Here is an 18,834-nt window from a genome sequence, read left to right as displayed (position 1 = left end):
GATCACCGAGAAGTTGTACGCGTACGAGGAGGCTCGCTAGATGGCACGGCGATACGACACGAACGACGCGACGGACCGGGTGACCGGTCTGCGCGAGGCCGCGTCCGCCGTCCGCCGAGGCGAGCTGGTCGTGCTGCCCACCGACACGGTCTACGGCATCGGCGCCGACGCCTTCTCCTCGGAGGCCGTGGCGGACGTGCTCGCGGCCAAGGGCAGGGGGCGCAACATGCCCACGCCCGTGCTCATCGGCTCCCCGAACACGCTGCACGGCCTGGTCACCGACTTCTCGGAGCAGGCCTGGGAGCTCGTCGACGCGTTCTGGCCCGGCGCCCTCACCCTGGTCGCCCGGCACCAGCCGTCGCTGCAGTGGGACCTCGGGGACACCCGCGGCACGGTCGCCATCCGGATGCCGCTGCACCCCGTGGCGATCGAACTGCTCACCGAGGTCGGCCCGATGGCGGTCACGTCGGCCAACCTGACCGGGCACCCGGCCCCGGAGAACTGCGACGCCGCGCAGGAGATGCTCGGCGACGCCGTGTCCGTGTACCTGGACGGCGGGCCGACGCCGGGCATCGTCCCGTCGTCGATCGTCGACGTCACGGGCAAGATCCCCGTACTGCTGCGCGCGGGCGCGCTCGACGCCGACGAGCTCCGCAAGGTGGTACCCGACCTCGAGGTGGCCAATTGACGGCCCCCGAGGGGCGTGGCATAGCGGGCTTCCCCGAGACGTTCCCCGGCGCGGTCGCCGGGCCCACGGACAGCTTCCGCATCCTCCACGTCAGCACCGGCAACGTCTGCCGCTCGCCGATCACCGAGCGGCTGACCCGTCATGCCCTGGCCCACCGGCTCGGCGACCTGGACACCCGCGGCCTGATCGTGGAGAGCGCGGGCACCTGGGGCCACGAGGGCGCCGCCATGGAGACCAACGCGGCGACGGTCCTCTCCGACTTCGGGGCGGACGCCAGCGGCTTCATCGGCCGTGAGCTGCTCGACGAGCACGTCATCCGCGCCGACCTGGTCCTCACCGCGACCCGTGACCACCGCGCCCAGGTCGTCTCGATGGGGCACAGCGCGGGCCTTCGCACGTTCACGCTGAAGGAGTTCACGCGGCTCGTCCGCGCCATAGATCCGGCGACCCTGCCGGACCCGCTCGACGACGGCGTCGTGGAGCGCGCCAGGGCTCTCGTACGGGCCGCGGCAGCGCTGCGCGGCTGGCTGCTCGCGCCCAGCGCGGAGGCGGACGAGGTGCACGATCCGTACGGCGCCCCGCTGCCGTTCTTCCGCTCCATCGGCGACGAGATCAACCAGGCACTGGACCCGGTGGTCACGGCGTTGACGGGGGTCCCGGCGGCGGGACTGCCGGCCTGAGGCCGTTCTTTTCCCCTCCCCGCCCCTTCCCGAACTGGGGCTCCGCCCCAGACCCCGCTCCTCAAACGCCGGAGGGGCTGGATTTTGCGGGCGGGGCTGGGTTTTTTGGGGGCGCGGGGTTCGGGAAGGGGCGGGGAGGGGAGCAACCCGCCCGAAGGGCGGTGCGTGCACGCCAGGCGGTTGGCCGGAAGGCGTCCTACATTGGATTCGCGCCCTCACTACACCCCGCCGGAGCCGAAGATGTCGGTCACTTCCGCAAGCGCCACCGCACGGCCCGCCACCGCACGGCCCGCCGCCCCGCGGCACACCCCCTCCGGGCCCGACCTCGATGCGCTGCGCCGGCAGGACCCCGAGCTCGCGGAGATCCTCGTCGCCGAACTGGAACGCCAGTCGGACGGCCTGCAGTTGATCGCCGCCGAGAACTTCACCTCGCCCGCGGTCCTCACCGCCCTCGGCTCGCCGCTCGCGAACAAGTACGCCGAGGGCTACCCCGGCGCCCGCCACCACGGCGGCTGCGAGTTCGTCGACGTCGCCGAGCGCATCGCCGTGGACCGCGCCAAGGCCCTGTTCGGCGCCGAGCACGCCAACGTGCAGCCGCACTCCGGCTCCTCCGCCGTGCTCGCCGCGTACGCCGCCCTGCTCCGCCCCGGCGACACGGTCCTCGCGATGGGCCTGCCGCACGGCGGGCACCTCACGCACGGCTCGCCCGCGAACTTCTCCGGCCGCTGGTTCGAGTTCGTCGGCTACGGCGTCGACGCCGAGAGCGGCCTCATCGACTACGAGCAGATCCGCGCCCTCGCCCGCACGCACAAGCCGAAGGCCGTGGTCTGCGGCTCGATCTCGTACCCGCGGCACATCGACTACTCCGCGTTCCGGGACATCGCCGACGACGTGGGCGCGTATCTGATCGCCGACGCCGCGCACCCGATGGGCCTGGTCGCCGGGGGAGCGGCGCCCAACCCGGTGCCGTACGCGGACGTGGTGTGCGCCACCACGCACAAGGTGCTGCGCGGGCCGCGCGGCGGGATGCTGCTGTGCGGCGCCGACCTGGCGGAGCGCATCGACCGGGCCGTGTTCCCGTTCACCCAGGGCGGCGCCCAGATGCACACCATCGCCGCGAAGGCCGTCGGCTTCGGCGAGGCGGCGGGCCCGGCGTTCACGACGTACGCGCACAAGGTCGTCGCCAACGCCCGTGTCCTCGCCGAGGAGTTGACGCAGCGCGGGCTGCTGATCACCACCGGCGGCACCGACACGCATCTGCTCACCGCCGACACCGGCCGCTTCGCCCTGGACGCCCGCACCGCCCGCGGCCGCCTCGCCGCCGCCGGGCTCGTCCTCGACACCTGCGCGCTGCCGCACGGCGACGTCCGCGGCCTGCGCCTCGGCACGGCCGCCGTCACGACGCAGGGCATGGGCGAGGAGGAGATGGTCACGATCGCGGAACTGTTCGCGGCGGCCCTGCACGCCGACGCCGAGCCGACCCGGCTGCGCGCCGAGGTACGGGAGCTCGTACGACGGTTCCCGCCCTATCCGGACCATCCCGACCACCCGGACCGTCCGGAGCGTTAGTTTCCGCCGTATTCCGTGCGGATCCGGGGTAGGCGCTGCGGGGTGGACAGGCTTGCGTGCAACCATCGTCGCTACCCGGAAGTCCTCAACCGTATGCGCGCGAAGCTAGGGTGTGGGGCTGAGATGGCCAGCGATACCTGTGGGGAAGCCCGTGCGTGAATACCTGCTGACGCTCTGCGTCACGGCAGCGGTCACCTATCTGCTGACCGGGCCGGTGCGGAAGTTCGCCATCGTCGCCGGGGCGATGCCGGAGATCCGCGCGCGCGACGTGCACCGGGAACCGACCCCGCGGCTCGGCGGCATCGCGATGTTCTTCGGCCTGTGCGCGGGCCTGCTCGTCGCGGACCATCTGCAGAACCTCAACGAGGTCTTCGAGAACTCCAACGAACCGAGAGCACTGCTCTCCGGGGCCGCGGTGATCTGGCTGATCGGCGTCCTGGACGACAAGTTCGAGATCGACGCCCTGATCAAGCTGGGCGGCCAGATGATCGCCGCGGGCGTGATGGTCATGCAGGGTCTGACGATCCTGTGGCTGCCGGTGCCGGGTGTGGGATCGGTCTCCCTGAGCGACCAGCAGGGCACGCTCCTCACGGTCGCCCTGGTCCTCATCACCATCAACGCCGTGAACTTCGTCGACGGCCTCGACGGCCTGGCCGCGGGCATGGTCTGCATCGCGGCCACGGCGTTCTTCCTGTACGCGTACCGCATCTGGTTCAGCTACGGCATCGAGTCGGCCGCCCCGGCCACGCTGTTCGCCGCGATCCTGATGGGCATGTGCCTCGGCTTCCTGCCGCACAACATGCACCCGGCCCGGATCTTCATGGGCGACTCCGGCTCGATGCTGATCGGCCTGGTGCTCGCCGCGGGCGCGATCTCCATCACGGGCCAGGTCGACCCGGACGCGATGAACCTCTTCGCCGGCTCCGAGCGCTCCGCGGTCCACCAGACGGTGCCGGTCTACATCCCGCTGCTCCTCCCGCTGACGATCATCGCGGTCCCGGCCGCCGACCTGATCCTCGCGGTCGTACGCCGCACCTGGCGCGGCCAGTCGCCGTTCGCCGCCGACCGGGGCCATCTGCACCACCGGCTCCTGGAGATCGGCCACTCGCACAGCCGGGCGGTCCTGATCATGTACTTCTGGTCGGCCCTGATCGCCTTCGGCGCCCTGGCGTACTCGGTGCACTCGGCGTCGATGTGGATCGTCCTCGTGGTCGTCGCGCTGAGCTTCGTGGGCCTGGTCCTGCTGCTCCTGCCGCGCTTCACGCCGCGTACGCCGCGCTGGATGGAGGCCTTCGTACCGCCTCGGTACCGACGCGTACGGGAGGCGGAGCCGGCTGCTGCCGCTGCAGGTGCCGCCGCGGTCGCCGAGGACGGGGCGGGGGAGTCCGCGCCCGCGTCTTCGGCGGCCCCGGCGGTCCGGGGCGGCGGTGCGACGGCCATCGGCGGCCGCGCCCGCCACACGGCAGAGGGCAAGTCGGCGCCGGACCACTCGCGGGTCTAGCCGGCTGCGCGGGTTCAGCGGAGCCACGCACGGGTCGAGCCGGGGGCCGAAAACTGACGGTCGGCCGCCGACCCCTCGTCAAAGTCGGCCATTACCAGACAAGTCGGGCGCGTGCGCGCGCAGACGCGCGCGTTAACTCTCATGTGTGACGGCTGGCACACCTAGTGGGTAAAGACCTCATCAAATAGTTTGTGATACCGTTCACGAGATCCCGGGGTAGGGCCGAAGGACCGTAGTGCGACGGTCGGTTGGCCGGCAGGAGCTCTCCGTTCCCGGGCTTACGCTCGTCCATGACGACAACTCGTCCCCTTCTGTAGTAAGTGGAGCTGCCGCCATGCAGTCCAATGACGCCCGAACTCTCGTGCCCATCGTCGTGCCCACCGTCGCCGTCGGCGCTGTCGCCGTCGTCGTCAGTGGAATCGTCGCGGGCGGCAAGGGAGCGATCGGTGCCGTCGTCGCGACCGCCGTGGTGTGCCTCTTCATGGGGCTCGGGATTCTCGGCCTCCAGTACACGGCCAAGCACTTTCCGCACCTGTTCCAGGCGATGGGACTGCTGCTCTATGTGACGCAGCTGCTTGTGCTGTTCGTCTTCGTGGCCATTTTCAAGAACACCACGCTCTTCGACCCCAAGGCCTTTGCCGCCACCATCGTGGCGACCACGATCGCCTGGGTCGTTTCCCAAGCACGTGCGCACATGAAGGCCAAGATCTTCTACATCGATCCGGACTCTTCGGACGCCGACAAGGGCGAGAAGTCGGGGTCCTCGTCGTGAGGGGTAGGGCCGGGATAAAGAGCCGTAAGAACTCCTGCTATCGTCCGGTGCCAACTGCGGCACTGCGGGCGCGGGCAACGACTGAGCTGACGCCTGCTTCATCGCGAGGCTCATTGCCTGACTGCCGCCCCCACATCCGAAACACCAGACCGGTGCCGACTCGCGGCTGCACGCCGCGCCGACACAACGAGGTTGCCGTACTTATGCGTCACGCCGAAGGAGCCCGCGGTGAGTGCTGACCAGACCCAGCTCGCCTTTGACTGGAGCTGCCGCATCATGTCCGACAACGGATGTGGCTTCCCGGCGCCGGGCCTGCACTCTTTCCTCTTCAAGCCGATGTTCACCGTCGGCGGCTTCGAGTTCAACAAGGTGATGCTGCTCGCGCTCATCACCACGCTGGTCGTCGTCACGTTCTTCACCCTTGCTTTCGGCAAGGCGAAGGTCGTGCCCGGCAAGCTGCAGATGATCGGTGAGGCGGGTTACGACTTCGTACGCCGCGGGATCGTCTACGAGACCCTCGGAAAGAAGGAGGGCGAGAAGTACGTCCCCCTGATGGTCTCGCTCTTCTTCTTCATCTGGATCATGAACATCTGGTCCGTGATCCCGCTGGCCCAGTTCCCGGTCTCCTCGGTCATCGCCTACCCGGCCGTGCTCGCCGCGATCGTCTACGTCATCTGGGTCTCGCTGACCTTCAAGCGTCACGGCTTCGTCGGCGGCTGGAAGAACATCACCGGCTACGACAACTCGCTCGGCCCGATCAAGTGGCTGGTCTCGTTCATCGAGTTCTTCTCGAACCTGCTCGTGCGTCCCTTCACGCACGCGGTGCGACTCTTCGCCAACATGTTCGCCGGCCACCTGATGCTGGTGATGTTCACCGTCGCCTCCTGGTACCTGCTCAACTCCTGGCTGATCCCCGCCGCCGGTGTCTCCTTCGTGATGACCGTCGTCATGATCATGTTCGAGCTCTTCGTGCAGGCCGTCCAGGCTTACGTCTTCGTGCTGCTCGCCTGCACGTACATCCAGGGCGCGGTCGCCGAGCACCACTGAGCCACCCCGCCTGCAACACCCCCCCCAGATCGCCCGGTGGCCAACCCCCACCGGTCCATGAAAGAGAAGGAAGTAACGGCATGTCCGCGACCATCGAACTCGCCGCCGTCACCGGATCCCTCGGCTCCATCGGCTACGGTCTCGCCGCCATCGGCCCCGGCATCGGCGTCGGCATCGTGTTCGGTAACGGCACGCAGGCCCTGGCCCGTCAGCCCGAGGCCGCCGGCCTGATCCGCGCCAACCAGATCCTGGGCTTCGCCTTCTGTGAGGCGCTCGCCCTCATCGGCATCGTTATGCCGTTCGTGTTCGGTAAGTAAGCCCTTCTTACCTGACACATTTCGACGAAAGGCACTGATGTGATCGCCAACCTGGTGCAGCTGGCGGCCGAGGAAGAGCAGAGTCCGCTCCTCCCGCCCGGCCCCGAGCTGCTCGTCGGCACCATCGCCTTCGCCATCGTCTTCTTCTTCTTCTGGAAGAAGCTCCTCCCGAACATCAACAAGGTTCTGGAGCAGCGCCGGGAGGCGATCGAAGGCGGCATTGAGAAGGCCGAGGCCGCCCAGACCGAGGCCCAGAGCGTGCTCGAGCAGTACAAGGCTCAGCTCGCCGAGGCTCGGCACGAGGCCGCGCGGCTGCGCCAGGAGGCGCAGGAGCAGGGTGCTCAGCTCATCGCCGAGATGCGCGCCGAGGGCCAGCGGCAGCGTGAGGAGATCATCGCTGCCGGTCACGCGCAGATCGCTGCGGACCGCAAGGCCGCTTCGCAGTCGCTGCGTCAGGACGTCGGCCAGCTGGCCACCACCCTGGCCGGCAAGCTCGTCGGCGAGTCCCTCGAGGACCACGCCCGGCAGAGCCGCACCATCGACCGTTTCCTCGACGAGCTCGAGGAGAAGGCCGAGGCCGCGCGATGAACGGAGCGAGCCGCGAGGCACTGGCTGCCGCACGTGAGCGTCTCGACGCGCTGACCGACAACACGTCGGTGGACGCGACCGCGCTCGCGGACGAGCTGGCCGCCGTCACCGCGCTGCTCGACCGCGAGGTGTCGCTGCGTCGGGTCCTGACCGACCCGGCGCAGGCCGCTGAGGCGAAGGCCGAGCTCGCGGGCCGGGTGCTCGGTGGGCAGGTCTCCGCCGAGACCGCCGACCTGGTGGCCGGCGTCGTCCGCTCCCGCTGGTCGCAGTCGCGTGACCTGGTCGACGCTCTCGAAGAGCTGGCCAACGTCGCCGACCTCACCGCCGCCCAGCGCGCGGGCAAGCTCGACAACGTCGAGGACGAGCTGTTCCGCTTCGGACGGATCGTCACCTCGAGCACCGAGCTGCGGGCCGCGCTGACCAGCCGTACCGCCGCCGGGTCCGCCAAGGGCGAGCTGCTGCGCAGCCTGCTCGGCGGTCGCGCGGAGGCCGTGACGGAGCGCCTGATCACGCGCCTTGTGACCCAGCCCCGGGGACGTAGCCTGGAAGCGGGACTCGAGTCCCTGTCCAAGCTCGCCGCGGACCGCCGGGACCGCACGGTCGCGATCGTCACCTCGGCCGTGCCGCTGTCCGACGGACAGAAGCAGCGCCTGGCCGGTTCGCTGGCCAAGCTGTACGGCCGGCAGATGCACCTCAACCTCGACGTGGACCCCGAGGTCCTCGGCGGGATCCGGGTGCAGGTGGGCGACGAGGTCATCAACGGCTCCATCGCGGACCGGCTCGAGGACGCGAGCCGCCGGATGGCCGGCTGACGACCACGTGGTCGACCCGGGCGTGCTGCTCGGCGAATCAACTCAACAAGCATGACTACGGCCCGAGTTGGGCCGTGCAGACAGTTTTTCTGGGGGGCGCCCCCAGACCCCCAAAGAAACTTCGGGCCCAACAAGGAGAGCAGGGAACCCAGATGGCGGAGCTCACGATCCGGCCGGAGGAGATCCGGGACGCGCTGGAGAACTTTGTCCAGGCGTACAAGCCGGACGCGGCCTCGCGCGAGGAGGTCGGTACGGTCACCCTGGCCGGCGATGGCATCGCGAAGGTCGAGGGCCTGCCCTCGGCCATGGCCAACGAGCTGCTGAAGTTCGAGGACGGCACCCTCGGTCTCGCTCTGAACCTGGAAGAGCGCGAGATCGGTTCGATCGTCCTCGGCGAGTTCAGCGGTATTGAAGAGGGCCAGTCGGTCTCCCGTACCGGCGAGGTCCTGTCGGTCGCCGTCGGCGAGGGCTACCTCGGCCGTGTCGTCGACCCGCTCGGCAACCCGATCGACGGCCTCGGCGAGATCGAGACCACCGGCCGCCGCGCCCTCGAGCTGCAGGCCCCCACGGTCATGCAGCGCAAGTCGGTGCACGAGCCGATGGAGACCGGCTACAAGGCCGTCGACGCGATGACCCCGATCGGCCGTGGTCAGCGTCAGCTGATCATCGGTGACCGCCAGACCGGCAAGACCGCCCTGGCCGTCGACACGATCATCAACCAGCGCGACAACTGGCGCTCCGGTGACGTGAACAAGCAGGTCCGCTGCATCTACGTCGCCATCGGTCAGAAGGGCTCGACCATCGCCTCCGTGCGTGGTGCCCTCGAAGAGGCCGGCGCCCTCGAGTACACGACGATCGTCGCCGCCCCGGCGTCCGACCCGGCGGGCTTCAAGTACCTGGCCCCCTACACCGGTTCGGCCATCGGCCAGCAGTGGATGTACGAGGGCAAGCACGTCCTCATCATCTTCGACGACCTCTCGAAGCAGGCCGACGCCTACCGCGCCGTGTCCCTGCTGCTCCGCCGCCCGCCGGGCCGCGAGGCCTACCCGGGGGACGTCTTCTACCTGCACTCCCGCCTCCTGGAGCGCTGCGCGAAGCTCTCCGACGAGATGGGCAAGGGCTCGATGACGGGTCTGCCGATCGTCGAGACCAAGGCGAACGACGTGTCGGCGTTCATCCCGACCAACGTCATCTCCATCACCGACGGCCAGTGCTTCCTGGAGTCGGACCTCTTCAACGCCGGTCAGCGCCCCGCGCTGAACGTCGGTATCTCCGTCTCCCGAGTCGGTGGTTCCGCGCAGCACAAGGCGATGAAGCAGGTCTCCGGCCGCCTCCGCGTGGACCTCGCCCAGTTCCGTGAGCTCGAGGCGTTCGCCGCCTTCGGCTCCGACCTGGACGCCGCGTCGAAGGCCCAGCTGGAGCGCGGTCAGCGCATGGTCGAGCTGCTCAAGCAGGCTCAGTACCAGCCGATGCCGACCGAGGACCAGGTCGTCTCCGTCTGGGCCGGCACCACCGGCAAGATGGACGACGTGCCGGTCGCCGACATCCGCCGCTTCGAGCGCGAGCTGCTCGACTACCTGCACCGCAAGGAGCAGGGCCTGATGACCTCCATCAAGGAGGGCGGCAAGATGTCCGACGACACCCTCACGGCCGTCGCGGACGCCATCGCGGAGTTCAAGAAGCAGTTCGAGACCTCCGACGGCAAGCTGATCGGCGAGGACGCTCCGGCAGCCGTCGACGTCTCCAAGTGACGACGGAAGGGACCTGACTCATGGGAGCCCAGCTCCGGGTCTACAAGCGTCGCATCCGGTCCGTCACCGCGACGAAGAAGATCACGAAGGCGATGGAGATGATCGCCGCCTCGCGTGTCGTCAAGGCACAGCGCAAGGTGGCGGCCTCCACGCCGTACGCGACCGAGCTCACCCGCGCGGTCACCGCGGTGTCGACGGGTGCGAACGACAAGCACCCGCTGACCACCGAGGTGGAGAACCCGACCCGGGCTGCGGTCCTGCTCCTCACGAGCGACCGTGGTCTGGCCGGTGCCTTCAACTCCAACGCGATCAAGTCGGCGGAGCAGCTCACCGAGAAGCTCCAGGCCGAGGGCAAGCAGGTCGACAGCTACATCGTCGGCCGCCGCGGCATCGCCCACTACAACTTCCGCGAGCGCAAGATCGCGGGGGAGTGGACGGGCTTCACGGACGAGCCCACGTACGCGGACGCCAAGGCGGTCGCCGGGCCGCTGATCGAGGCCATCGAGAAGGACACGGCCGAGGGCGGCGTGGATGAACTCCACATCGTCTACACCGAGTTCGTCTCGATGATGACGCAGAACGCGGTCGAGTCCCGACTGCTTCCGCTGAGCCTCGACGAGGTCGCCGAAGAGGCGGGCACCAAGGACGAGATCCGCCCGCTTTACGACTTCGAGCCGTCGGGTCAGGACGTCCTGGACGCCCTGCTTCCGCGGTACGTCGAGAGCCGTATCTACAACGCGCTGCTGCAGTCGGCTGCCTCCAAGCACGCCGCCACGCGCCGCGCGATGAAGTCGGCGACCGACAACGCCGGAGAGCTGATCAACAACCTCTCCCGGCTTGCCAACGCGGCCCGCCAGGCCGAAATCACCCAGGAAATCAGCGAGATCGTCGGTGGCGCGAGCGCCCTGGCCGACGCGACCGCGGGGAGTGACAAGTAATGACGACCACTGTTGATACGGCCGTTGCCACGGGCCGCGTCGCCCGGGTGATCGGCCCGGTCGTCGACGTGGAGTTCCCCGTCGACGCGATGCCGGACATCTACAACGCGCTCACCGTCGAGGTGGCCGACCCGGCCCAGGACGGCGCCAAGAAGACCCTGACGCTCGAGGTCGCCCAGCACCTCGGTGACGGCCTGGTCCGCGCGATCTCCATGCAGCCCACCGACGGCCTGGTCCGCCAGGCCCCGGTGACCGACACGGGCGACGGCATCACCGTCCCCGTCGGCGACTTCACCAAGGGCAAGGTGTTCAACACCCTCGGCGAGGTGCTGAACGTCCCCGAGGAGAACGCCAACGTCGGCGAGCGCTGGTCCATCCACCGCAAGGCCCCGAACTTCGACGAGCTCGAGTCGAAGACCGAGATGTTCGAGACCGGCGTCAAGGTCATCGACCTTCTCACCCCGTACGTCAAGGGTGGAAAGATCGGTCTGTTCGGTGGTGCCGGCGTCGGCAAGACGGTGCTCATCCAGGAGATGATCTACCGCGTCGCCAACAACCACGACGGTGTCTCCGTGTTCGCCGGTGTCGGTGAGCGCACCCGTGAGGGCAACGACCTGATCGACGAGATGTCCGAGTCGGGCGTCATCGACAAGACCGCGCTGGTCTTCGGTCAGATGGACGAGCCGCCGGGCACCCGTCTGCGCGTGGCCCTCGCCGGTCTGACCATGGCGGAGTACTTCCGCGATGTGCAGAAGCAGGACGTGCTGTTCTTCATCGACAACATCTTCCGCTTCACCCAGGCCGGCTCCGAGGTCTCGACCCTGCTCGGCCGCATGCCCTCCGCCGTGGGTTACCAGCCGAACCTGGCCGACGAGATGGGCCTCCTCCAGGAGCGCATCACCTCGACCCGTGGTCACTCGATCACCTCGATGCAGGCGATCTACGTCCCCGCGGACGACCTGACCGACCCGGCCCCGGCCACCACGTTCGCCCACCTCGACGCGACGACGGTTCTGTCCCGTCCGATCTCCGAGAAGGGCATCTACCCGGCCGTGGACCCGCTGGACTCCACGTCCCGCATCCTGGACCCGCGGTACATCGCGCAGGACCACTACGACGCCGCCATGCGCGTCAAGACGATCCTGCAGAAGTACAAGGACCTCCAGGACATCATCGCGATCCTCGGTATCGACGAGCTCGGCGAGGAGGACAAGCTCGTCGTCCACCGTGCCCGTCGCGTGGAGCGCTTCCTGTCGCAGAACACCCACGTCGCCAAGCAGTTCACCGGCGTCGACGGTTCGGACGTGTCCCTCGACGAGTCGATCGCGGCCTTCAACGCGATCTGCGACGGCGAGTACGACCACTTCCCCGAGCAGGCGTTCTTCATGTGCGGTGGCATCGAGGACCTCAAGGCCAACGCCAAGGAGCTCGGCGTCTCCTGAGTCAGCCGACTCTCGGGAGGGGCGGGCGCGTCCCGCCCCTCCCGGCACGCCTACTAGAATTTGACCCAACACCCGGCAGAACCCGCCGGGTGGTGACCCGAGGAGCCACCCTTGGCTGCTGAGCTGCACGTCGAGCTGGTCGCCGCCGACCGCCAGGTCTGGTCCGGCGAGGCCACCCTGGTCGTGGCGCGCACCACGTCCGGCGACATCGGCGTCATGCCCGGTCACCAGCCGCTGCTCGGTGTGCTGGAGTCGGGCCCTGTGACGATCCGTACGACCTCCGAGGAGGCCGGCACGATCGTCGCCGCGGTGCACGGCGGTTTCATCTCGTTCGCGGACAACAAGCTTTCGCTGCTGGCCGAGATCGTGGAGCTTGCCGACGAGATCGATGTTCAGCGTGCGGAGCGGGCGCTGGAGCGTGCGAAGTCGGAGGCCGACGCGGCCGCCGAACGGCGCGCGGACGTCCGCCTTCGTGCGGTGGCGGCGCGCTGACGAGAGCGCGACGCGGAGTGTGTGACTCAGCCGCGGCCAGGACCGGAGTGATCCGGACCGGGCCGCGGCTGAGGCGATGCAGGTGCAAGGTCGTTTGGCGTGACTGGACGGAGCGAGGAGGTCGGTGCCGATGATCCTCGCTGTGGTTGTGTGCGCGCTGGTGATCGTGCTCGTGTTGGTGGGGCTCTTCGTCTTCGGGCTGCGCAGGCGCCTGATCCAGCGCTCCGGAGGCACCTTCGACTGTTCCCTCAGGTGGAACGCGCCCGAGCCGGGGGACACGTCCGGCAAGGGGTGGAGCTATGGAGTGGCCCGGTACAACGGCGATCGCATCGCGTGGTTCCGGGTCTTCTCGTACGCGCCGCGGCCGCGGCGGGTGCTGGAGCGGTCCGCGATCGAGGTCGTGGACCGGCGTGCGCCGGAGGGCGAGGAGGAGTTGGCGCTGCTCTCCGATGCGATTGTTCTCGGGTGTACGCATGCGGGGACGCGGATCGAGCTCGCCATGAGTGAGGATGCGCTGACGGGGTTCCTCGCTTGGTTGGAGGCGGCGCCTCCGGGGCAGCGGGTCAACGTGGCCTGAGGCCTTCCCCTCCGGGGTGTCGTTCGTCTGCGGCGCCGTAGTGGCCGCTCGCGCAGTTCCCCGCGCCCCTATCGGGGCACGTCACCCGCCCCCCCGCACTATCCAGCCCCTCCGGCGTTTGAGGAGCGGGGTCTGGGGCGGAGCCCCAGTTACGGGAAGGGGCGGGGTGGGGAAAGAAGAAGCCGGGCCGACGGGGGGCGTTCCCGTACGACCCGGCTTCCGGTCAAGTGGCCTAGCCCAAACCGGTGTTGATGGCCGAGACCAGATCGCCGTCGGTCGTGTCGCCGCTGAACTCCCAGAAGAACGCGCCGCCGAGGGCCTGGTTCTTCGCCCAGGTCATCTTGGACTTGATCGTCGCGGGGGTGTCGTACGACCACCAGTCCGTGCCGCAGTGGGCGTACGCCGTGCCCGCGACCACCCCGTTCGCCGGGCACTTGGACTTGAGGACCTTGTAGTCCTCGATGCCCGCCTCGTACGTGCCGGCCGCCGCGCCCGTCGCCGTACCGCCCGGCTCCTTCTGTGTGACGCCGGTCCAGCCGCGGCCGTAGAAGCCGATGCCGAGCAGCAGCTTCTTCGCCGGGACGCCCTTCGCCTTCAACTTGGCGATCGCCTCAGCGGAGTTGAAGCCCTGCTGCGGGATGCCCGGGTACGAGGTGAGCGGGGAGTGCGGGGCCGTCGGGCCGGTCTTGGCCCAGGCGCCGAAGAAGTCGTACGTCATCACGTTGTACCAGTCGGTGTACTGCGCCGCGCCCCCGTAGTCCGCCGAGTCGATCTTGCCGCCGGACGAGGCGTCGGCGGTGATGGCTGCGGTGACCAGGGCGTTCGGGCCGAACTCGGAGCGGAAGGCCTGCATCATCGTCTTCATGACGGCCGGCCCGCTGCTGTCACAGCTCAGCCCGCACGCGTTCGGGTACTCCCAGTCGAGGTCGATGCCGTCGAAGACGTCGGCCCAGCGCGGGTCCTCGACCAGGTCGTGGCAGGACTTGGCGAACGCGGCCGGGTTCTTCATCGCGTCCGTGAACCCGCCGGACCAGGTCCAGCCGCCGAACGACCAGATGACCTTGATGTGCGGGTACTTGGCCTTCAGCTTGCGCAGCTGGTTGAAGTTGCCGCGCAACGGCTGGTCCCAGGTGTCGGCCTTGCCGTCGACGGACTGCTCGGCGGTGTAGGCCTTGTCGTAGTCGGCGTACGCGTCGCCGATCGTGCACTTGCCGCCCTGGACGTTGCCGAAGGCGTAGTTGATGTGCGTGATCTTGGCGGCGGAGCCGGAGGTGTCCAGGTTCTTGACGTGGTAATTGCGGCCGTAGACGCCCCAGTTGGTGAAGTAGCCGAGCTTGACCTGGTCGCCGGGGCCGGGGCCCGGGTCGGTGCCGCCGGTGGTGCGGACCGCGCGGGCCCCGCTGACCGGACCGGTCTGGTCGGCGGTGTCCCGGGCCTGCACGCTGTACGAGTAGTCGGTGCCGGCGGTGAGGCCGCTGTCGGCGTACGAAGTCCCCGTGACCGTCGCGACCTTGGCGCCGTCGCGCAGCACGTCGTAGTTCTTGACGCCCTTGTCGTCGGTGGCCGCGGTCCAGCTGAGCTTGACCGACGTGTTGGTGATGTCCGAGGCCGAGGGGGTGCCCGGGGCGGTCGGCGGTGCGTCGCCGGGGACGCTGCCGCCGTCGCAACTGGCGCCGTTCAGCGTGCAGTTCGCCGGGGCGCCGGAGCCGGTGCCGTTGAAGCCGAAGGTGACGGAGGCGCCGGGGGCGAGGGCGCCGTTCCAGGCCTTGTTCTTGGCGGTCCAGCGGGTGCCGGAGTTGGTGACGTCGGCGTCCCAGGCGGAGGTGACCTTGGTGTCCGCGGGGAAGTCCCACTGGACGGTCCAGGAGTCGAGGGAGGTGGTGCCGGTGTTCTTCACCGTCCACTTGCCCTCGAAGCCGGAGCCCCAGTCCTGGGTCTTGGTGTACGTGGCGGTGGCGGAGGTCGCCGCCTCGGCGGGGGTGGCCAGGGCGACGAGGGAGGCGAGCGGGAGGAGCAGGGTGGTGAGTCCCGCTGTGATTCTGTGCCGGCTGTGCCGTCTGTGGCGTGGTCTGAGCGTGAAGCGCATGGTGCGCCTCCTCGGGAGAGGTCCGGACGTTGGGGGTGTGGGGGGACCCTGCGACGCCCGTGAGCACGTCGTGGACGTACGTGTGCTGTGCTCACCGCAGTGCCGTGAGAGTAGAAAGGTCCAGACCTGCCGTCAATAGGTCTGGACCAGTGAACCCGAAGTGCACCGAAAGTCGCCGGTGGGCCGCTCAGACGTTCAACTCCTGGGCCAGGACGGCCGCTTGGACCCTGCTGCGCAGCTCCAGCTTCCCGAGCAGCCGGCTCACATGGGTCTTCACGGTGGCCTCCGCCATGTCCAGCCGTACGGCGATCTCCGCGTTGGACAGGCCCCGGCCCAGGCAGGAGAGGACCTCGCGTTCGCGGCGGGTGAGGGCGTCGAGGACCGCCGGGTCGGGGGCGTTCTCGGCGCGGGCCGGTTTCGCGGCGAACTCGGCGATCAGGCGGCGGGTCACGGCCGGGGCGATCAGGCCCTCGCCGCGGGCGACCGTGCGGACCGCCGCGATCAGGTCGGCCGCATCGGTGTTCTTCAGCAGGAACCCGGCGGCGCCCGCGCGCAGCGCACCGAAGACGTACTCGTCCAGGTCGAAGGTGGTGAGCACGAGCACGTCGGCCAGCTGCTCGGCGACCACCTGCCGGGTGGCGGCGACGCCGTCGAGGCGGGGCATCTGGACGTCCATCAGGACCAGATCGGGCCGGAGTTCGCGGGCGCGGGCCACCGCCTCCTCGCCGTCCACGGCCTCGCCGACGACCTCGATGTCCGGGGCGCTGCCCAGGATCAGGACGAGGCCGGCGCGCACGGCCGACTGGTCCTCGGCGACCAGGACCCGGATCATTCGCTTCCTCCTTCGTGGGGCGCTTCCCCGGTTTCCCCGGCGGGCAGGGCGGCTCGTACGTACCAGATCTTCCCCTCGGCGCTCTCCCGCGGCCCCGCCTCGAAGGCGCCGCCGAGCAGGGTCGCGCGCTCCCGCATGCCGACGAGCCCGGCGCCCGAGCCCGGCGCGCGCGGGCCCGACGGATCGCCGAACGGGCTGGTCACCGCCACGGTCAGGGCCCGGTCGACGAGTCTCAGGACGACGCGGACCGGGCCGGGCGCGGCGTGCTTGAGCGCGTTGGTGAGCGACTCCTGGACGATGCGGTACGCGGCCAGCTCGACCGGTGCGGGGAGGCGGGCGTGGTCGGTGCGGAGGTCGTCGAGGGTCACGTCGAGGCCGTTCACGCGGGCCTGTTCGGCGAGGGCGGCGAGGCCGTCGAGGGTGGGGGACGCGGCGGGCTCGTGGTCGTCGCTGCCGTCCCTGAGCAGGCCGATGAGGCGGCGCATCTCGGCCAGTCCGTCGACGCTGTTCTCGCGGATCACGCCGAGGGCCTCGCGGGTGGTGGCCGGGTCGTCGAGGGAGAGCGCGGCCGTGGAGTGGATGGCGATGGCCGAGAGGTGGTTGGCGACCATGTCGTGCAGCTCGCGGGCCATCCGGGCGCGCTCGGCGGTGACGGCCTGGGTGCGGTCCATCTCGGCGAGCAGCGCGGTCTGTTCGGCCCGCAGGCGGGCGGTCTCGGCGGCGTCGCGGTGGTTGCGGACGATCGCGCCGGTGGTCGCGGGCGCGAAGCCGACCAGGCCGACCATGACGCCGAGCAGCACGGCCTCGGGCTCCTGGAACCAGGCGACGAACGCGATCGTCGAGGCGACGGTGACGAGCCCGGTGGTCCACGGGATGCGCCGGGCGGCGGCGGGCGAGCCGTAGAGGACGGCGGCGTACGCGAGGTCCGCGAACAGGATGATCGTGACGAGACTGCCGGCGGTGAACTGGTCGGCGACCACGGCCAGCGTCCCGACGGCGAGCGCGGTCTGCGGCAGCGTACGGCGGACCAGTTCCAGGCCCGACATCACGGCCAGCGGCAGCAGCAGCCACGCGTCCGGGAGCGCGGGGAAGGGCGAGGGCCGCAGACCGAGCCCGATGCCGTACAGGGCGAGCCCGCCGAGCAGGCCGGAGACGGCGATGAGGACGTCGACCCGGTGCGGCGGGGGCGGCGCGGGGCGGCGTCGGCGGCCCTGCGCCGGGGCCTCACGGGGCGGGCACTCGGAAGTCACCCTCCCATCCAACATTGCGGGCGGCGCCGTGGCCTCCGTATGCGGGCGGACGCGGAGCGGGGCCGGACTGCATCCTTCGATGTACTCCCGGTTCGTCGGTGCGGCCGACGAACGGGCGGCGGGGCGGCGGGACGCTGGAGGGACCGTGAGAGGAGAGTCCCGTGATCGTCACGCTCATCGTCATCTGCGAGGTCGGCTTCTGGGCGCTGCTCGCGCTGGGTCTCGCCCTGCGGTACGTGGCGAGGATGCCGCGCGCGAGCATCGCCGTACTGCTCTGTGAGCCGCTGCTCGAAGTCGTCCTGTTCGTGGTCACCGCGATCGACCTGCGCGGCGGGGCGGAGCCGGACTGGAAGCACGGGCTCGCGGCGGTCTACATCGGCTACTCGATCGCGCTCGGCCACTACACGGTCAAGTGGGTCGACGTCCGCGTGGCCCACCGCTTCTTCGGCGGCCCGCCGCCGACCACACCCCGGTACGGCATGGCCCGCGCGGCGCACGAGTGGAAGCTGGCCGCCCGCTGGGTGCTCGCGGCGGTGATCGCGATGGGCCTGCTGCAGGGCGCGATCTGGTACGTGGGGGACGCGGGGGAGACCGGGACGCTGGAGCTGTGGCAGCAGAGGATGCTGTTCGTGATCGGCATCAACGTGGTGATCGCGGCGGCGTACACGCTGTTCCCGAAGAAGGCCCCGGCGCCCCGGGAGACCGAGGCCCGCGCGACCGTGCGCTAACGCTCCCCGCCCGGCACCCACAGCACGTCCCCGACCTCCTTGTTGGCGACCCGGGCCAGGATGAACAGCAGGTCGGAGAGGCGGTTCAGATAGGTGGCCGTCAGCGCGTTCATCGTCTCGCCGTGCTCCTCCAGCGCCGCCCACGTGGAGCGCTCGGCCCGCCGTACGACCGTGCACGCCTGGTGCAGCAGGGCCGCGCCGGGCGTGCCGCCGGGGAGGATGAACGAACGGAGCTTCTCCAACTGCTCGTTGAACGCGTCGCAGTCGGCCTCCAGCTTGTCGACATAGGCCTGCTCGACGCGCAGCGGCGGGTACTGAGGGTTCTCCACGACCGGGGTGGAGAGGTCGGCGCCGACGTCGAACAGGTCGTTCTGGACCCGCGTGAGGACCTTGACGATCTCCTCGTCGAGGTTGCCGAGGGCGATGGCGGTGCCGAGCGCGGCGTTGGCCTCGTTGGCGTCCGCGTACGCCGCGATCCGCAGGTCGGTCTTGGGCGCACGGCTCATGTCGCCGAGCGCGGTGGTGCCGTTGTCCCCGGTGCGGGTGTAGATGCGCGACAGAATGACCATGCGGCCGAGGTTACTCCGGGACGCGAGCCGTGCGCCGGGGCGGCGGTCGCGGACGGCGACCCGCTGCCGGGGGCCGGGGCGGTCGTCGAGACCCAGGACCTATTGCGCGAAAAGGCCCCAACTACGCGCCGCGGACAGCCTGATCGGGTGTCCGAGGGGTGGACCGGTGTGATGTCCGTCAGATGAGACGTGACG

At 69.7% G+C, this 18,834-nt stretch carries 19 protein-coding genes; 15 read left to right on the top strand and 4 right to left on the bottom strand.

Annotated features, from left to right (window positions below; all coding sequences use genetic code 11):
- Positions 1 to 40 precede the first annotated feature (40 nt).
- The 14 genes from ACIDOF_RS01305 (at position 41) to ACIDOF_RS01240 (ending at position 13,174) form a co-directional block, all read left to right on the top strand.
- Positions 41 to 688 (top strand): L-threonylcarbamoyladenylate synthase, encoded by a 648-nt coding sequence (locus ACIDOF_RS01305; RefSeq protein WP_409003707.1) that lies wholly within the window; start codon positions 41 to 43, stop codon positions 686 to 688.
- Entirely contained in the window at positions 685 to 1,368 is a 684-nt protein-coding gene (locus tag ACIDOF_RS01300; RefSeq protein WP_409003706.1) for a protein-tyrosine-phosphatase, read from the top strand. Before ACIDOF_RS01305 ends, ACIDOF_RS01300 begins: the two co-directional genes overlap by 4 nt.
- Before the next feature lie 240 nt (positions 1,369 to 1,608).
- Entirely contained in the window at positions 1,609 to 2,937 is a 1,329-nt protein-coding gene (gene glyA / locus ACIDOF_RS01295; RefSeq protein ID WP_409003705.1) for a serine hydroxymethyltransferase, read from the top strand.
- A gap of 151 nt (positions 2,938 to 3,088) precedes the next feature.
- Positions 3,089 to 4,438, top strand: coding sequence for an MraY family glycosyltransferase (locus ACIDOF_RS01290; RefSeq protein ID WP_409003704.1), 1,350 nt, complete (start codon positions 3,089 to 3,091; stop codon positions 4,436 to 4,438).
- 334 nt (positions 4,439 to 4,772) lie between these two features.
- On the top strand, positions 4,773 to 5,210 hold the full coding sequence (locus ACIDOF_RS01285; protein WP_409003703.1) for a hypothetical protein: 438 nt from the start codon (positions 4,773 to 4,775) through the stop codon (positions 5,208 to 5,210).
- A gap of 276 nt (positions 5,211 to 5,486) precedes the next feature.
- Positions 5,487 to 6,257, top strand: a complete 771-nt coding sequence (atpB, locus tag ACIDOF_RS01280) for a F0F1 ATP synthase subunit A (protein WP_409004015.1) — start codon at positions 5,487 to 5,489, stop codon at positions 6,255 to 6,257.
- 80 nt (positions 6,258 to 6,337) lie between these two features.
- A complete protein-coding gene (atpE, locus tag ACIDOF_RS01275) occupies positions 6,338 to 6,574 on the top strand; it encodes an ATP synthase F0 subunit C (RefSeq protein ID WP_308939947.1) in 237 nt (78 codons plus the stop codon).
- A gap of 39 nt (positions 6,575 to 6,613) precedes the next feature.
- Complete coding sequence (locus ACIDOF_RS01270) at positions 6,614 to 7,162, top strand: F0F1 ATP synthase subunit B (RefSeq protein ID WP_409003702.1); 549 nt, start codon at positions 6,614 to 6,616, stop codon at positions 7,160 to 7,162.
- On the top strand, positions 7,159 to 7,974 hold the full coding sequence (locus tag ACIDOF_RS01265; RefSeq protein WP_409003701.1) for a F0F1 ATP synthase subunit delta: 816 nt from the start codon (positions 7,159 to 7,161) through the stop codon (positions 7,972 to 7,974). The genes ACIDOF_RS01270 and ACIDOF_RS01265 overlap by 4 nt, the downstream gene beginning before the upstream one ends.
- Before the next feature lie 152 nt (positions 7,975 to 8,126).
- On the top strand, positions 8,127 to 9,725 hold the full coding sequence (gene atpA, locus ACIDOF_RS01260) for a F0F1 ATP synthase subunit alpha (RefSeq protein ID WP_409003700.1): 1,599 nt from the start codon (positions 8,127 to 8,129) through the stop codon (positions 9,723 to 9,725).
- 20 nt (positions 9,726 to 9,745) lie between these two features.
- Positions 9,746 to 10,663: a F0F1 ATP synthase subunit gamma gene (locus ACIDOF_RS01255; RefSeq protein WP_409003699.1), complete on the top strand. Its 918-nt coding sequence runs from the start codon at positions 9,746 to 9,748 to the stop codon at positions 10,661 to 10,663.
- Complete coding sequence (gene atpD / locus ACIDOF_RS01250) at positions 10,663 to 12,105, top strand: F0F1 ATP synthase subunit beta (protein ID WP_409003698.1); 1,443 nt, start codon at positions 10,663 to 10,665, stop codon at positions 12,103 to 12,105. The genes ACIDOF_RS01255 and atpD overlap by 1 nt, the downstream gene beginning before the upstream one ends.
- Before the next feature lie 111 nt (positions 12,106 to 12,216).
- Entirely contained in the window at positions 12,217 to 12,597 is a 381-nt protein-coding gene (locus tag ACIDOF_RS01245; RefSeq protein ID WP_409003697.1) for a F0F1 ATP synthase subunit epsilon, read from the top strand.
- A 130-nt stretch (positions 12,598 to 12,727) separates the two neighbouring features.
- A complete protein-coding gene (locus ACIDOF_RS01240) occupies positions 12,728 to 13,174 on the top strand; it encodes a DUF2550 domain-containing protein (protein ID WP_409004014.1) in 447 nt (148 codons plus the stop codon).
- 232 nt (positions 13,175 to 13,406) lie between these two features.
- On the opposite strand, the gene ACIDOF_RS01235 is transcribed toward ACIDOF_RS01240, so the two are convergent.
- The 3 genes from ACIDOF_RS01235 to ACIDOF_RS01225 form a co-directional block, all read right to left on the bottom strand.
- Positions 13,407 to 15,260, bottom strand: a complete 1,854-nt coding sequence (locus ACIDOF_RS01235) for a glycosyl hydrolase family 18 protein (protein WP_409003696.1) — start codon at positions 15,258 to 15,260, stop codon at positions 13,407 to 13,409.
- 187 nt (positions 15,261 to 15,447) lie between these two features.
- Positions 15,448 to 16,092 (bottom strand): response regulator, encoded by a 645-nt coding sequence (locus ACIDOF_RS01230; RefSeq protein ID WP_409003695.1) that lies wholly within the window; start codon positions 16,090 to 16,092, stop codon positions 15,448 to 15,450.
- Complete coding sequence (locus ACIDOF_RS01225; protein WP_409004013.1) at positions 16,089 to 17,252, bottom strand: sensor histidine kinase; 1,164 nt, start codon at positions 17,250 to 17,252, stop codon at positions 16,089 to 16,091. Before ACIDOF_RS01225 ends, ACIDOF_RS01230 begins: the two co-directional genes overlap by 4 nt.
- Before the next feature lie 251 nt (positions 17,253 to 17,503).
- Here ACIDOF_RS01225 and ACIDOF_RS01220 point away from each other — a divergent pair, with 251 nt between their 5' ends.
- Complete coding sequence (locus tag ACIDOF_RS01220) at positions 17,504 to 18,070, top strand: hypothetical protein (protein ID WP_409003694.1); 567 nt, start codon at positions 17,504 to 17,506, stop codon at positions 18,068 to 18,070.
- On the opposite strand, the gene ACIDOF_RS01215 is transcribed toward ACIDOF_RS01220, so the two are convergent.
- Positions 18,067 to 18,639: a cob(I)yrinic acid a,c-diamide adenosyltransferase gene (locus ACIDOF_RS01215; protein ID WP_409003693.1), complete on the bottom strand. Its 573-nt coding sequence runs from the start codon at positions 18,637 to 18,639 to the stop codon at positions 18,067 to 18,069. The genes ACIDOF_RS01220 and ACIDOF_RS01215 overlap by 4 nt on opposite strands.
- Positions 18,640 to 18,834 lie beyond the last annotated feature (195 nt).

This window comes from Streptomyces sp. Da 82-17 (assembly GCF_046098215.1).
Lineage (GTDB): Bacteria > Actinomycetota > Actinomycetes > Streptomycetales > Streptomycetaceae > Streptomyces.
Note: the sequence above shows the minus strand (reverse complement) of the source record. Positions and strands in the feature narration are given on the sequence as shown.

Bases quoted from the DNA above. Each gene is read 5' to 3' on its own strand.
- ACIDOF_RS01305 (WP_409003707.1), top strand. From the start codon at position 41: ATGGCACGGCGATACGACACGAACGACGCGACGGACCGGGTGACCGGT.
- glyA (WP_409003705.1), top strand. From the start codon at position 1,609: ATGTCGGTCACTTCCGCAAGCGCCACCGCACGGCCCGCCACCGCACGG.
- ACIDOF_RS01285 (WP_409003703.1), top strand. From the start codon at position 4,773: ATGCAGTCCAATGACGCCCGAACTCTCGTGCCCATCGTCGTGCCCACC.
- atpB (WP_409004015.1), top strand. From the start codon at position 5,487: ATGTCCGACAACGGATGTGGCTTCCCGGCGCCGGGCCTGCACTCTTTC.
- atpE (WP_308939947.1), top strand. From the start codon at position 6,338: ATGTCCGCGACCATCGAACTCGCCGCCGTCACCGGATCCCTCGGCTCC.
- ACIDOF_RS01265 (WP_409003701.1), top strand. From the start codon at position 7,159: ATGAACGGAGCGAGCCGCGAGGCACTGGCTGCCGCACGTGAGCGTCTC.
- atpA (WP_409003700.1), top strand. From the start codon at position 8,127: ATGGCGGAGCTCACGATCCGGCCGGAGGAGATCCGGGACGCGCTGGAG.
- ACIDOF_RS01255 (WP_409003699.1), top strand. From the start codon at position 9,746: ATGGGAGCCCAGCTCCGGGTCTACAAGCGTCGCATCCGGTCCGTCACC.
- atpD (WP_409003698.1), top strand. From the start codon at position 10,663: ATGACGACCACTGTTGATACGGCCGTTGCCACGGGCCGCGTCGCCCGG.
- ACIDOF_RS01240 (WP_409004014.1), top strand. From the start codon at position 12,728: ATGATCCTCGCTGTGGTTGTGTGCGCGCTGGTGATCGTGCTCGTGTTG.
- ACIDOF_RS01235 (WP_409003696.1), bottom strand. From the start codon at position 15,260: ATGCGCTTCACGCTCAGACCACGCCACAGACGGCACAGCCGGCACAGA.
- ACIDOF_RS01230 (WP_409003695.1), bottom strand. From the start codon at position 16,092: ATGATCCGGGTCCTGGTCGCCGAGGACCAGTCGGCCGTGCGCGCCGGC.
- ACIDOF_RS01215 (WP_409003693.1), bottom strand. From the start codon at position 18,639: ATGGTCATTCTGTCGCGCATCTACACCCGCACCGGGGACAACGGCACC.